Source organism: Oribacterium sp. oral taxon 078 str. F0263 (genome assembly GCF_000469565.1).
GTDB lineage: Bacteria > Bacillota > Clostridia > Lachnospirales > Lachnospiraceae > Oribacterium.
Window position 1 is genome coordinate 42,118 of sequence record NZ_KI273127.1, and the last position, 13,595, is coordinate 55,712.

12 protein-coding genes and 2 pseudogenes are annotated in these 13,595 nt (G+C 44.8%); 2 read left to right on the forward strand and 12 right to left on the reverse strand.

Annotated features, from left to right (window positions below; translation table 11 throughout):
- Nucleotides 1-44: 44 nt before the first annotated feature.
- The 6 genes and pseudogenes from HMPREF1986_RS13855 to HMPREF1986_RS09435 all read right to left on the reverse strand — a co-directional run.
- Nucleotides 45-797, reverse strand: a pseudogene (locus HMPREF1986_RS13855) (DUF4011 domain-containing protein); the annotation flags it as partial.
- Nucleotides 798-834: 37 nt separating this feature from the next.
- Nucleotides 835-1,059, reverse strand: coding sequence for a hypothetical protein (locus tag HMPREF1986_RS09415; RefSeq protein WP_021774605.1), 225 nt, complete (start codon nt 1,057-1,059; stop codon nt 835-837).
- Nucleotides 1,060-1,106: 47 nt separating this feature from the next.
- Nucleotides 1,107-2,819 carry an ABC transporter ATP-binding protein gene (locus tag HMPREF1986_RS09420; protein ID WP_021774606.1) on the reverse strand — a complete coding sequence of 571 codons (1,713 nt, stop codon included), beginning with the start codon at nt 2,817-2,819 and terminating at the stop codon, nt 1,107-1,109.
- Nucleotides 2,816-4,552 (reverse strand): ABC transporter ATP-binding protein, encoded by a 1,737-nt coding sequence (locus HMPREF1986_RS09425; protein ID WP_021774607.1) that lies wholly within the window; start codon nt 4,550-4,552, stop codon nt 2,816-2,818. The genes HMPREF1986_RS09420 and HMPREF1986_RS09425 overlap by 4 nt, the downstream gene beginning before the upstream one ends.
- 130 nt (nt 4,553-4,682) lie before the next feature.
- Nucleotides 4,683-5,252 (reverse strand): TetR/AcrR family transcriptional regulator, encoded by a 570-nt coding sequence (locus HMPREF1986_RS09430; protein WP_021774608.1) that lies wholly within the window; start codon nt 5,250-5,252, stop codon nt 4,683-4,685.
- Nucleotides 5,253-5,400: 148 nt separating this feature from the next.
- The gene (locus tag HMPREF1986_RS09435) at nt 5,401-6,654 is read right to left on the reverse strand and encodes an ATP-binding protein (RefSeq protein ID WP_021774609.1); all 1,254 of its coding nucleotides are present in this window, start codon (nt 6,652-6,654) and stop codon (nt 5,401-5,403) included.
- Nucleotides 6,655-7,442: 788 nt separating this feature from the next.
- On the opposite strand from HMPREF1986_RS09435, the gene HMPREF1986_RS09440 reads away from it, so the two are divergent.
- A complete protein-coding gene (locus tag HMPREF1986_RS09440) occupies nt 7,443-8,060 on the forward strand; it encodes a type IV toxin-antitoxin system AbiEi family antitoxin domain-containing protein (RefSeq protein ID WP_021774611.1) in 618 nt (205 codons plus the stop codon).
- A gap of 101 nt (nt 8,061-8,161) precedes the next feature.
- Nucleotides 8,162-8,928, forward strand: a pseudogene (locus HMPREF1986_RS12640) (nucleotidyl transferase AbiEii/AbiGii toxin family protein).
- A gap of 336 nt (nt 8,929-9,264) precedes the next feature.
- Here HMPREF1986_RS12640 and HMPREF1986_RS13860 read toward each other — a convergent pair.
- The 6 genes from HMPREF1986_RS13860 to HMPREF1986_RS09470 form a co-directional block, all read right to left on the reverse strand.
- Entirely contained in the window at nt 9,265-9,558 is a 294-nt protein-coding gene (locus HMPREF1986_RS13860; RefSeq protein ID WP_442950091.1) for an ATP-binding protein, read from the reverse strand.
- A gap of 134 nt (nt 9,559-9,692) precedes the next feature.
- Nucleotides 9,693-9,914: a type II toxin-antitoxin system YoeB family toxin gene (locus tag HMPREF1986_RS09455; RefSeq protein WP_021774615.1), complete on the reverse strand. Its 222-nt coding sequence runs from the start codon at nt 9,912-9,914 to the stop codon at nt 9,693-9,695.
- Between the two features lie 2 nt (nt 9,915-9,916).
- The gene (locus HMPREF1986_RS09460; RefSeq protein WP_036600149.1) at nt 9,917-10,183 is read right to left on the reverse strand and encodes a type II toxin-antitoxin system RelB/DinJ family antitoxin; all 267 of its coding nucleotides are present in this window, start codon (nt 10,181-10,183) and stop codon (nt 9,917-9,919) included.
- A gap of 204 nt (nt 10,184-10,387) precedes the next feature.
- Complete coding sequence (locus tag HMPREF1986_RS13865; protein ID WP_155978801.1) at nt 10,388-10,504, reverse strand: IS3 family transposase; 117 nt, start codon at nt 10,502-10,504, stop codon at nt 10,388-10,390.
- Nucleotides 10,498-11,613 carry an IS3 family transposase gene (locus tag HMPREF1986_RS09465; RefSeq protein WP_021774617.1) on the reverse strand — a complete coding sequence of 372 codons (1,116 nt, stop codon included), beginning with the start codon at nt 11,611-11,613 and terminating at the stop codon, nt 10,498-10,500. Before HMPREF1986_RS09465 ends, HMPREF1986_RS13865 begins: the two co-directional genes overlap by 7 nt.
- 219 nt (nt 11,614-11,832) lie before the next feature.
- Nucleotides 11,833-13,362 (reverse strand): RNA-binding domain-containing protein, encoded by a 1,530-nt coding sequence (locus HMPREF1986_RS09470; protein ID WP_081688475.1) that lies wholly within the window; start codon nt 13,360-13,362, stop codon nt 11,833-11,835.
- Between the last annotated feature and the right edge of the window lie 233 nt (nt 13,363-13,595).

The following is a 13,595-nucleotide window of genomic DNA, read 5'->3' on the forward strand; positions in this document are numbered from 1 at the left end:
AGATCGATCCCAAAATTCTGATTGAACAGGTAATCCAGAGTAGGGTTGATCTCGATCTCACCATCGTACTTGCTGATGGTGTAAGGCGCATTGAGAGACTTTAGCCCCAGCTGCACCGGCATCATCAGAAGCGGAGATTTCAGCCAGGGAGAGCTGTCCCTGTTGTGTTCCTTCCAGAGAATAAATCCGAAGGACAAGTACAGGATATTGGTTCCCTGCTCTTCCTGAGCGAGCTTTGTCTTGGAACGGAGATTCTTCAAGGTCCTCTCCCGTTCCATAACAGTTCCTTCTGCCTTGATATCACCTACATGTACCGGCATTGAATATGACAGGGTTTCCAAAAGCGCCAGCATAGAATATATCCTGAAATCGGAGTTCTTGCTGATTGGCCGCTGGAAAATCAGCGTCTTCTCACTGACAGCAAGCAGGTTGAACAATTCCTTTGGACCTGGTTCCAGGATCTTTAGCGTCGTCCGCTTCGTCTCCCGGTAGTTGATCATCTTATTCCGCTTGCCGGTATCCAGAAGTTCCCGCTTCCAGCGGTCGATCTTTCGCTCCATCATGGTTTTGGGAGGAACGATCACCTCCTCGGAAGGATCTGACGGGGCAGTGTTATCATCCATTGCGACGCTTTCGGCGAATTCGTTTCTTAGCATAATTACTTCTGTAGACACAGTTTCTTCTTTCCCCATCTTTGCAGCTGTCTTAGACCTCATGTTCATGACATCACGAAGCTCGCTCTTGCTCATCCTTTTGTCGATCAATAACTTCCATAAGTTGTTATAGCTCACGTGCATGTAGATCCCTCATATCACTGCATGAGTCCTAAGTAGTTCATGCTGCATAGCCATAAAACAACCCGATCGTATTCCTACCACAAATAATGCCATAAATCAAGATAGACCACGCCGCAGTCTTGAAGTGATTTGACAGCATGACTGCGCTTGGCTTAGATCCTCCCATGTACGTTGCCGCGTCCACAGATCGAAGCATGCCTCTCTCTTTATGCAGAATACAAATTGCTTTTAAATCATTCTCGCCGGAAGAATAGAGCTTCATTTAACACTTCCAAAACAGGAAGAAAGTATACATAGAATTGTCAAACCTTAATAATCCCTCTTATTTGTGCAATTCCACAGCTTATAATAATATCCTTTGGTATCCGACAGCAGGGCTTCGTGCTGCCCCGATTGAACGATCCGGCCATCTTGGAATACCAAGATCTGATCTGCGCTGCGGATCGTACTCAAATGATGGGCGATTACCAAAACCGTCCTATCCTTTGCCAACTCCGAAATGGCCTCCTGGATCAAAGCCTCGTTGACCGGATCGACGTTGCTTGTGATCTCGTCCAAAAGCAGGATCGGGGCGTCTTTCAAAAAAGCGCGCGCGATAGAAAGCCGCTGCTTCTGCCCGCCGGAAAGCCCCACGCCGTTTTCTCCGATCATGGTCTGATAACCGTCAGGAAGCGACATAATAGAGTCATGGATGCGTGCCTTTTTTGCAGCGGTAACAATTTCTTCCCGTGAGGCCGCTGCCTTTCCAAGCCGTATATTCCCCTCGATGGTATCCGCAAAAAGCCGGACGTTCTGCATGACGATACTGACAGAGCCTAAAAGCTCGTCGTAGCTTATATCACGTACATCCACATCGCCAATGCGGATTGCACCGTCCATTACATCCCAAAAGCGCAGCAGGAGATTTGTAATCGTCGTTTTGCCGGAGCCTGAGCCGCCGACAAGGGCAGTGAGTGTTCGTGCCGGTGTACGGAAAGAGATGTCCTGCATGGTGAAGCCGCCTTCCTCATAAGAGAAAGACACATCCTCAAAGGAAATCGAGTATTCCGTGGGGTGGATCGGCTTTTCCGGCTCTGAGACGGTTTCAGCTTCACTAATCTTTTTGATGCGGCGGTAGCTGTCTGTTACCATCAGATAATTCACCCAATGGCTCTCCAACGCAAGGAAGGGCTTGTAAAACTCGCGGCTGATAATGACAAAGAGCAAGAAACCGTAAACAGGGAGCTTTCCCGTCAGCAGCAGGAACAATCCGGCGGTGAGCATGATCCAAAAAGAGACATCGATGATGAAGCCATAGACGGACAAGACCGCTGCCCGATTTCCGGATACCGCCTTGCTGCTCTGTCCGAAATCGCGGGCTGTCTGTTCCACCTTTTTCTCAAAGCGGCGGCTTTCGGAAAATGCTTTCAGGAGGGGAATCCCTTTTACATATTCCACAAAGACACTCACCATATCGGCAAGATCATTTCCGGCTTCTTTCTCTAACCGCTTCGCGCGCTTCAATCCCAGAATAAGAAACAGGATTGCGACAGGCAAGGCCGATACCATAAGCAGCACCATTTTCGGGCTGTAAACGGCCAGGGCCGTAAGCAAAACGACAGACACGATAAAATCGGCAAGCATCCGCGTCCACACATGACCTACAACCATTTCCATTTTGTCTACGTCTTTATGAATGATGGTGCTGATCTCACCCAAACGCTCGTTGGTATAAAAGCCGAGCGAAAACTCTTTCAAGCGATAGATGATGTTTTTGCGTACCTGATAGACAATGTCAAACCCCGCATAGTGTTTTCTCACGTCTGCAAGTATATTGCTGCTGCCTTTTATCAGGAGGCAGGCGGCCAGGCAGGCCCAATACCAAAGCAGATTGCCGCCGCCTGAAATAATGGCTTTCAGTGCTTTCAAAACGATATACATCATAGCCGTCCCTGAAAGAGCATACAGGGTAAAGCCCATGACAGAGAGCGAGAAAGAGCGTTTCCCGCTGGGGGTAAGGGTATTCCAGATTTCCTTAATCATAGGGACACCTCCTTGATCTTCCAGTTATCGACCTTGTTTTGATCCTCCACCATCTTTCGATACAGGATGCAGCGCTCAAGCAGCGCGTTATGTCTGCCTGTATCGATAATCCTCCCGCTATCCATGACGATGATCTGATCTGCATCCCGGATGGTGTTTAAGTGGTGGGCAATCATAATGACGGTTTTATCACGGCTCAAATCGTCGATTGCCGCCTGAATAAAGGCTTCGTTTTCCGTATCTACCGCCGCGGTTGCTTCGTCCAAAATGATGATCGGTGCGTCCTTCAGGATCATGCGGGCAATGGAAATCCGCTGCTTCTGCCCGCCGGAGAACTTGACGCCTGCTTCTCCCGCCAGGGTCTGATAGCCATTGGGTAAGGACATGATAAAATCATGGATTCGGGCTTTCTTCGCTGCCGCCATGATTTCTTCCATTCCGGACTCCGGCTTTCCAATCCGTATGTTTTCTTCCATACTCAGATTAAAGAGAAAGACTTCCTGCTGAACGATGGAAAAAAGACGGTTTAATTGCTGCTCAGAAAAGAACGCCGTATCTTCTCCCGCTATGGTAATGCGCCCGTCTGTCGGCTCCCAAAAGCCCATAAGCAGATTGGCAAGCGTACTTTTTCCGCAGCCGGAGGCTCCAACCAGTGCCGTCTTGCTGTCCTTTGGAAAACGAAGATTGATGTTCTCCAGCACTTTCCCGCCGCCGTTATAAGCAAAGTTCAGATTTGAAATGACGATCTCGCCATTGTGCGGATCGGCACTTTGCTCCGGCCTGTTCGGGACAGCGACGCCCAGGATTGACCAAATCCCTTTCATGGCCTGCTTGAACACGATCCCGTAATGCTGGAGAGTTGCGACCTTGGTAATGGAGGATGTAAACAGTCCGCCTAAAACAATCGAAAGAATCAGCCGCGGAAGTTCGATTTGCCCGACAGAAAGAAGATGGGTACCGAGGATCATCACAAAGACGACACCAGATTCCATGAACAAGATAATCAATCCCATCGGGACAGAAATTCCAGTCATCGACTTCTTTACCCAATAATCATAGTCTTTTGCCGATTGAATTGTTTTTTCAGTTTTGCTTTCCTCTTTCCCAAACGCTTTGATGACGGAAATACCCGCAACATATTCCATGACGTTTTCCTGCATCCTTGTCACGGAATCGGCGTATATCTTAAAGTTTTTTGTCCAAAGCGGGACAGAGATTCTTTTCGTGACCCACATCAGCGGAAGCCCTGTGATCATTACGAGAGCCAGACGCCAATCTACCCACAACATGACGAGGAAAACAACGGCCGGAAGAATGGTTGCAGACATAATTTCCGGCAGGCCATGAGCAAGATACCCCTCCACCTGTTCCACGTCGTGCTGCACAACGTTTGTCAGATCGCCCGTCTTTCGTTCCTGAAAGAAACCAAGAGACAGCTTTTTCAAATGTCGGATGATTTGCAGTCTCAAATCCGTCAAGCAGGTGTAAGCTGCTTTATGGGCCGTCCATGTTGCAAAGTACGCGCAGACAGCCTTTCCAATGAAACAGATCAGCATCACGCCGCACTCCCGGAAGATCCGTCCTCTTGTAAGTGACGCTGCGAAATATAAGCCAACCATGTGGATTAAAAGCACCTGTGGGATCAGGTCAAAAATGATTTTGCAGCACAGCATGATGTTGGACAGTCTGTTTTTGCCTGTTATCTGTCTCACAAGTTCCTGTTGGTTTGTCATGTAGTACAACCTCCTTTTAAAAACGAATTTCTATTCGTTATTTGTCCAAAATAATAGTTATAAATAACTAACTCGCGCGCGAAAGAATAGGGCTTATGATGATCCAAAGCGGGTAAGCATAAGACCCTCTTCACAAAGAGTTTACGCCTTCATAATAGCACTTTGTCACGAGGGAAAGCATGGTGTGGGCAAACTTACGATCTTTATAATGCCTTGCAACTTCCAATATGCCCTCTGCAAAGTTGCTGGCAAGAATATGACAGAGCATATCATTATAGGAAATGTGAGTTTTCTTGCCAAGCTGCCGCTTGATATGCTCTTCGATGGAGCGGATCAACTGCTCCTTTGCAAGCTCGTAGCCAGTTCCCTGACTTTTATCCATGAGAATGACAAATATCTTATGGTTTTCAAGTAAATCAAGAATATAGTCCTCAGCTACATTCTTGTACTTCTCTGACGGAAGACCGTCAGCCTGTTCTTCCTCAAAGGCAATTTTGTCATAGTTCACATGCAGCGAGGAAGCGATCTTATCAAACAATTCCGCTTTATTCTTATAGTAATTATAAATCAGGCTGACCGGTATTCCTGCTCTTTCCGCTATTTCCTGCATCTTGGCACTGCGGTAGTCCTTTTCGTAAAACACATCTACTCCCGCATGGAAGATGCGCTCGAATATTTCATCTTTTAATACCTGAGCCAAATCACTCCTCCTTATAAAAGCGAATCTTAATTCGTTTTTAATGATACAGTATAATCAGGAGTAAAGTCAAGGGGGGCCTGTGACTTAATGGAAATTTGTCGTAATAGGAGGCGATGCACAGCTATGCCCGTTCAAAATTCCATACTCCTTAGTTCTCTAAACTGTTCTCATTCAGCAGAAAGTCATAAACACTCATAATCAACACGCCAGACTCATTGTAATACGGTGCAGGTGTGTCTTTGGTAATGATAATTCGCTTGAAGAAATCTCCGGTCAACATCAAAGACCTTTGCTCCTGCTCCATTTTTGCCTGATCAGGAACCGCATAAGCAGACTGAATGTAATAGCGTTTGGAACCCTGATTGCAGACAAAATCAATTTCCAGCTGCTTACGGATGCCGTTGCCTTTCTCATTAGTGTCATACTGCACAATAACACCCACATCCACATTGAAGCCCCTCATCCTCAGTTCGTTGAAGATGATATTTTCCATGCTGTGAGTTTCTTCAATCTGTCGGAAATTCAATCTGACATTGCGAAGCCCCATATCCGTAAAATAATACTTTACCGGCGTGCCAATATATTTCTTTCCCTTCACGTCATAGCGAATTGCGCTGTCAATCAGGAAGGAATCACTGAGATAATCTATATACCGCTTAATTGTCACATTGCTGATCTTCTTTTTCTTAACCGTTTGAAATGTCGCTGACAGTTTTTCCGGATTGGTCAGAGAACCGATAGCCGAGGACAGAATGTTCAAAAGTTCCTCCAATTCTGCCTTATTGCGAATATTATGCCTGCCGACGATATCTGAAATATAGGTTTCCTCAAAAAGAGATTTCAAAAACACAATTTTTTGATCCGGAGTGCTAAATTCAAGCACCAAAGGGATGCCGCCATAGAGCATATACTCATTCCAGCCGTCCTGCTTTGTTCCTTGATAAACTGACATAAATTCCGCAAAGTTTAAAGGATACATATGCACCTCATCCCCACGACCCCTGAACTCAGTAATGACATCCTTGGAGAGGAAACGGGCGTTGCTTCCAGTTACATATACATCCACATTTTTCATGCGTATCAGGCTGTTGAGAATAGATTCAAATTTACCCAGCAGCTGTACTTCATCAAGCAGCACATAGTACATAGCATCATCTTTGATCTGCTCCTTCAGATACGGATACAAGACATCCGGATCGCGAAACTTCTTATTTTCAAAAGCATCAAAAGCAATCTCGATAATATGCGCTTCATCTACGCCCTCAGACAGCAGATGCTCCTTAAAAAACGTAAAGAGGAGATATGACTTGCCGCACCTGCGCATACCGGTTATGACTTTAATAAGGCCGTTATGCTTCTTACTGATGAGTGTATTCAAGTAGCGATCTCTTTTGATTTCCATGTACAGCACCTCCTATTAAATATTTTTGCGGTTTTCCGCAGAAATCTTTAATAGGATCATACCCCGTTCGAGGCTGATTTACAACTGCTCTATGAAAGATTTTTGCGGTTTACTGCAAAAACCTTTCGTAGACTTCACGCATCAAAGTCTGGAATCGGCTCTAATGCATCAAATTCCTCGTCTGTCATCTGCGAGAGTCCAGGTTTTTGTCCGCATCCCCGCCTCGGATTTCAACCGACCAAAACTTATATCAGTTCAGGAGGATTAAGTGGCAAACTCGGGAGCATTATCATAGCAACGGCCACCATCACTGTTCATGCTCTGTGTTATATGGCAGTCCCGGACGGCTCTACGGTAACAATCACTGGTGTACTGTACTCCGCAATCACCATGGCAGATCGTGCCTTCGATCCCCGGGTAAGCCTTATGAGCATTCCTCAGGGTTCGGGCACACAACGGGGCCTTCATGTTGGTAGCCATTGCCAGTCCTAAGACAGCCGGATCGAAGCAGTCAAACATAGAGTTTACCATTACTCGCCTTGCAGTAACAGTCAAACCTGTCCCTTAAACTCCCATCTTTATCATTTGGATCGAATTCATAGCCGCTCATAGTCATAGTTATCCTTTCTACGAATAGCTCCTGATTCCGTCCTTCATTACAGAGAAGTAAATCCGAGGTCGAAATGTGGGTATAAAATTTGAAAAAATAAAATTCCTTTCAAGATATTTACATATCAACTTTATTATTATATAATTAAAGCGTGTAAGCATCTAGGAGGTGATGTAAAATGTCAAAACTTCGAGAGCAAAGAATTGAGATACTTAAAGATCTTGCGAAAAAAGACGGTGGCATGATAACCACCTCACAAATAGAAAAAGCAGGCATCAGCCGTGTACTGATACCCACTTTTATAGATGAAGGCATACTTGTAAAAGAAAGCCGGGGAATATATTATTATGCAGACGAGTTCCCGGATGATCTCCAGATCATACAGGCGAACAATCCGAGGATAATCTATTCCTATGGAACTGCACTTTACCTCTGGGATATGTCAGACCGTACTCCTCATGTATGGGACATTTCCGTACCACAGGGATTCAATGCGACCAGACTAAAAAAAGACAATAAGAATATCAGATTACATTATATAAATGCCGATAAATGGAGTGTCGGCATTACGGAGACCTTATCACCGGACGGCCATAAAGTCCGCCTTTATGATAAGGAAAGATGTATAATCGACCTGATCCAGAGAAAAGACAAAATTGACAAGCAGCTATATCTTCAAGCCCTGCGTGAATACTTTAAGGACAGAAATAACAATCATGCGCAGCTTATCAGATATGCAAAGATATTCCATATAGAACGTCCTGTCAGAGATTACATGGATATACTGACGGGCTGAAAGGAGCCACACCAATGAAAACACCGGAACAGCTTAAAGGTGCAATCCGTAACATAGCCAAAGAGAAAGACCTTCACGCCCAAGAGGTCTTGCAGATATTTATGTTCGAGCGCATACTGGATCGCTTATCACAGTCCCAGTATAAGAAGAACTTTGTCTTAAAAGGCGGCTTGCTGATTTCTTCCATGATTGGCATATCCGAGAGAACCACTATGGACATGGATACCACCGTCCGTGGCATTGATATGACCGAAGAAAATATCGAGCGGATCATAAAAGAGTACTTGCCATCGACGCCGGTGACGGGATCATCTTCCACTTTGAGCGTATTGAGCCGATCCGTGAAGATGACGATTACAACAATTTCCGTCTTCACTTCATCGCAGAATACGGCAGGATAAAGAACAAAATGAAAATCGACATCACTACCGGCGATGAGATCACTCCTGCCGCTATCGAGTATTCGTTCCATACGATGTTCGATGATAGGGACATAGATGTGTTTGCATACACTACGGAAACAATCCTCGCAGAAAAGTATGAGACCGTTATCCGCAGAGGAATAACAAATACAAGGTCAAGGGATTTCTACGATCTGTATGTCCTCTTCCATCTTTACAAAGATACTATCAGTCCGGCTCACTTCAAACTGGCTGTTGAACATACTGCAAAGAAAAGAGACTCCTCTGAACTTTTGATAAATTATAAATCCATCTGCGCAGAAGTGAAAGCGCAGGAATCACTGAAAAACGACTGGAGCAATTATACCTCCGAAGAGAAATATGCTGCACATCTCTCTTTTGATGATGTGGTCGATAATGCAGTTGTCGTGGGAAATTATCTGAAGAATATCCCGGATAGTAATTGACGTTCTGTTCCCACTCTGCTAATATGACCTCAGTTCCAATTTCATAAGACACCTAAACTGCTACTTTTACCGACGCACCCGTGCGCCTGTACTGTGGCAGTTTTTTATTTTGATGCTGTATAAATAAAGTTGACATCTTATTCTCAAGGGGTTCATTATAATCAAGAGAATAAGGAGGCGTTTACGGTGGCAACTAACAGACAGTACGATCAGGAGTACAAAATCCAGGCAGTTAAGCCGGTGTTAGCGGCGGGCGATAATCGCCAATGAAAAGTCAGATTAAAATCGCCAAATCAGTCGAAATAAAAAGACCAATGCATCAGTCTTTCCTTTCTGTTATCTACTTGCCTTTGGTAGCGAAGACGGCTGTCCAGCCGCCAGTGTCACTGTCTGAAGCTGTTTTCCTCGATAACTTTGCCCTTTGATGTTGAACACGGTCGCCATATCGAAAATCCGGTCCATGGAGCAGAGCAGCGAGGAATTCTCGCCAAAGAACTCTCCCCATCTTGAAGGCTGGAGGTTGCTTGTCAGGATAAGTGTGTTCGGGCCTTCTTTGTTATAACGTCGGTCGATCACATCAAAGAACATTCTCGTATTCGTCTTATTGAATTCGCAGCGTCCAATGGTAATATCTGTATAATGGTGTAAATTCTAAAATTCCAGCGTTACTTTTGGAAAAGTACAATGTCCGTTATGATGCTGCCGTCAGCATGGAATACTAACAAAAAAGGTAGCCTTTCGGATGCTTTCCCAATACAAACTATTTAAAATTTCAATTCTCTATTAATGGTCCTTGTATTGTCAATCCTGACGCTGGCAAAACCAGCGAAATCGCCTCTTAGCATCTCCACCTTACCATAGGATGCATTATGGCCATTCCGCATTACATCTTTGATCAGATTATTGACCTTTTTCAGCAGAGCTTTATCAGACTGAAGTTCCGTATATTCTTTCCAGGCATCGGACTGCCAAAGCAAAGTCCGCATAATCAGTCCTCCGCCAGATCATAATGAACTGCATTCCCTTTTCTCACATCACTGATTCTTCGCTTAAGCTCTGTCGCCTCAGCTGGAGTAAATCCATTCTCGTCACGAAGTGAAAAACTCATTCCCTGATTTCTGATTGCCTGTCTCACGAGTGCAAGAGTTGCAGAGGACATTGTAAGGCCAAGAGAATCACATAATGAGCTGTATTCTTCTCTGGTCTTTTTATCTATCTTGAATGTAAAGTTTGTCATATCAGCTGCTACCGCCATACAGATCACCTCCTGCATCTCCACTATATCCCATTTATATGTGCTTTTAATGTGCTTTTAATGTGTGTTTTTCGCATTAAAAGATAATCTAAATTGCAATATCAGGCAGGACCGTAGAGAAGAGTTCCTCCAGCGAAGCATAAGTGAAGGATTTACAGGTCAGACGATTCATCCAGTTCTGGATTGGGGGGTGCGGACATTTTTTTAGACAGCCACCCCCAACTCCTTTCTATACTGAAGAGGACTGAGTCCTCCGAGTGTTGATTTGATTCGATCTGTGCAGTACCAGCGAATATAACCGTCGATCTCATATTTTACCAACTGCGGTTATAGAACATCTCGTTTTTTAGATGTCCGAAGAAGCCTTCACAGGCAGCGTTGTCTGGTGAACAGCCTTTTCTCGACATAGATCTTGTGAGTCCTGCGTCATTAACTATTTTGATCCATTCCGGCCATCGGTAATGACATCCGCGATCGGAATGGATCATGGGTTTCTCTTCTGGATCCAGTGTACTGATAGCATCTCTCAGCATTGCGTTTACCAGATTGGCATTAGGAGAGACTCCCATCCTCCAACTGACAGGCATTCCATCAAAACAGTCAATGACAGGGGACAGAGATGCCTTCCCGGACGGAATGGAAAACTCCGTGATATCCGTGAGCCACTTTTCATTCGGTTTATCCGCATGAAAATCACGATTGAAGAGATTCTCCGGGGCCATGCTAAGTTCACCCTGATAAGAGTTGTATTTACGTCTCCTGCGTATCTTGACAACAAGGGATTCCTCCTTCATGATTCTGCGGACGATCTTTTCAGAAACGATTGTTCCCTTCTGCCTCAGAAGCTGATGGATTTTTCTGTATCCATAAACACATCCGTTGTCCTGAAAAGCCTTGATGATTCGGCTCCGCAGTTCGCGGTATTTATCATCTGCCCGTAATGCAGCCTTTTGATAATAATAGCTGCTTCTGGGGATTTCCAACTTAAAGCAGAGTTTTGGCAGTGAGTATTTATTCTTCAGGGCGCCGATGATCACTGCCTTCTCTCTGTTCCTGAGAACTGTCTGATCGACGCCGGGGTCTTTTTTTAAGACATTGATTGTCTCCTTCAGGATAGCGATCTCCATCTGCATATCAAGCATTTTTTCTTTCGGATCCTCGATATTGTCCGCCGCCTGAAGATCGGAGGGAGTCGTTTTCTTTGCTTTTTTCATGTTGAAGCAGATTCCTTTTTCTCTGTAAGACCGTAGCCATTGATATACAATGGACTCAGTGTATCCGATATCTTCTGCTATTGATCTTACAGGCTCGCCATCAATCAGGCAACGACGAATTGCCTGCTCCTTCCATTCGGCTGTTGCTTGCTTATAGTGTCGAACATGTGGCTTAGATAAATACTCCGGATACTTTTCAATCCAGTGATAAAGCATTGGATTTGAAGGATATCCCAGTGTTTGTATGACTGTATTTGCCGAGCCCGCTGCGCTATATAATGTCAGTGCGACGATAATCTGCTCCTTGGTCTACCTCATCTGTTCTCACAAAGGTATCATGATATCCAGGTTTTTGTCCGCACCCCAACCTCGGATTTCAACCGACCACAATTTTACTAATTCCCTTGTTTCCTATTACACTCAACTTAAGTGAGATCATTTCACTAAACAAATCTTCTGGTTTCTACTATTAGGTTTACCTGGATATAGATATGCAACTTCTCCTGTCTCCAGCATTTCCTTAACAACAGCCCGAAGTGTATCGTTCAAGCTCTTATATCCAAGTTCCGTAGCCAACTCATTCATTGACAGATCACCTTTTTGTTTTAGTACTTCAAGAACAAGCTGTTTTAGATCTTCTCTGTTCCTGCGTTTGGAATGTTTCTCCACTTTCGGCTCTCTCGCATCATTTTTATTTTTCTCAAGAAATGCTGGGTGAACAGGTAGAATCACGCGGAAATAACTTCTGTCCTCATCCGTCTTAAAGGTCGGCAAATCAGAACCGTTGTTTTTCATCTCATTCACAATCAGCGGAATGCCGGTATTCCTTCTCTCAACCATCTTTAATTCTTTGAGAAAATCACCGATTCGTCTGTTCCGGTATCGGCTTGAAACCAGCACTCTCTTTTCCAGATCATTATCCGTGATGGAGCGGTCAGGTCCTGGCAGACTCAGGATTTCCATTCGTTCAGGAGTAACCGTTACGGTAATTGGCTCATGAATCTGATAGGAACGATGGTAGACAGCATTACTGAGTGCTTCCTCAACTGCCCTGTAAGGCCAGTTGTACACGCGGATCGCCTCTGCCTGATCAGGGACCTTAGTGACATACTCTGCTATGACATAATTTCTGATATACGACAGAGCATCCCGCAGCTGTCGGTCAAGCGGCCCTGTGAAAATTCGTTCTTTCATTCCGACCCCGGTCGGATCAGGCTTGTCCACTACTTCAATCCGACTGTAAGGAAAAAATTTGTCCGGTCTTTCATTAAAAAACATCAATCCTACATTGATAGGTTTTCTTGCTTCCGGGGGACCACCAATAAGCCTCATATCTGTTGCCACATCTTCAACTGTACGGGAGAGCGAACCTTCGTACAGACCGCTATCAATTTCATGAAGATATTCTGAAAGCAGGCTGGAACGCATATCCGCTATTTGAGCATGAGGATTTGTTCTATCGTCAAACGGAATATTCCTCGCCAGACCGATCAGCTCCCGTTCCTCCAATGTATTTGCACGGATGGTGTTGGAGCCTTTCCGAATATAATATGCCTTTTCGCTTTTTTTTGCGCCTTTCTCCGTGTATATTTTGACCGGGCATTTATAGGGCCGATCGTCTCCTCCGGGAACCCATAAAATAAGGACATCCCGTCCATCAATCAAGGCCGGTTCTATGACCGGTATATACCGGGGTTCAATAAAGTTGCATTTGTTGAAAACTTCCTTCTGGATAGTATCCAGCATGTTTTTCTCAAGTCCTTTAACCGGGAACCTTGGATAACCGTTTTGTTCTTCAACGCCTATTACAATGTAGCCGCCACCAAGATTATCAAAATCATTGGCAAAGGCAGTAATAGAATGTAAAATCGGTTCCGGATTCCAGTCTGCCTTGTATTCTATGCGTGGACTTTCTATCACGCGTTGACGGAGCAGTTCTTCTACATTGATCGGGATGGCCATCATTTCCTCCTTCTTGAATAAGAAAGCTGCGCTTCTAACTCTCCCCTTAACTATCCCATATTTTATCAAAGGGACAGTTAAAGGGCAAGTAATTATTTTTACATACCCAACCTGTACTTACCATTTCGAAATCGCTGTCTGTTTAATATGGGTCGGTTGAAATCCGAGGTTCCAGTTTGAAAAGGTAACTTCCAGTTTCGTCCGGATTGCAATCAAAAGTTCAATTTTTTCGCCCT

Excerpts from the sequence above, each read along its gene's own strand:
- HMPREF1986_RS09415 (WP_021774605.1), bottom strand. The coding sequence starts at position 1,059 with ATGAAGCTCTATTCTTCCGGCGAGAATGATTTAAAAGCAATTTGTATT.
- HMPREF1986_RS09420 (WP_021774606.1), bottom strand. The coding sequence starts at position 2,819 with ATGATTAAGGAAATCTGGAATACCCTTACCCCCAGCGGGAAACGCTCT.
- HMPREF1986_RS09425 (WP_021774607.1), bottom strand. The coding sequence starts at position 4,552 with ATGACAAACCAACAGGAACTTGTGAGACAGATAACAGGCAAAAACAGA.
- HMPREF1986_RS09435 (WP_021774609.1), bottom strand. The coding sequence starts at position 6,654 with ATGGAAATCAAAAGAGATCGCTACTTGAATACACTCATCAGTAAGAAG.
- HMPREF1986_RS09440 (WP_021774611.1), top strand. The coding sequence starts at position 7,443 with ATGTCAAAACTTCGAGAGCAAAGAATTGAGATACTTAAAGATCTTGCG.
- HMPREF1986_RS09455 (WP_021774615.1), bottom strand. The coding sequence starts at position 9,914 with ATGCGGACTTTGCTTTGGCAGTCCGATGCCTGGAAAGAATATACGGAA.
- HMPREF1986_RS09460 (WP_036600149.1), bottom strand. The coding sequence starts at position 10,183 with ATGGCGGTAGCAGCTGATATGACAAACTTTACATTCAAGATAGATAAA.
- HMPREF1986_RS09465 (WP_021774617.1), bottom strand. The coding sequence starts at position 11,613 with ATGCTTTATCACTGGATTGAAAAGTATCCGGAGTATTTATCTAAGCCA.
- HMPREF1986_RS09470 (WP_081688475.1), bottom strand. The coding sequence starts at position 13,362 with ATGATGGCCATCCCGATCAATGTAGAAGAACTGCTCCGTCAACGCGTG.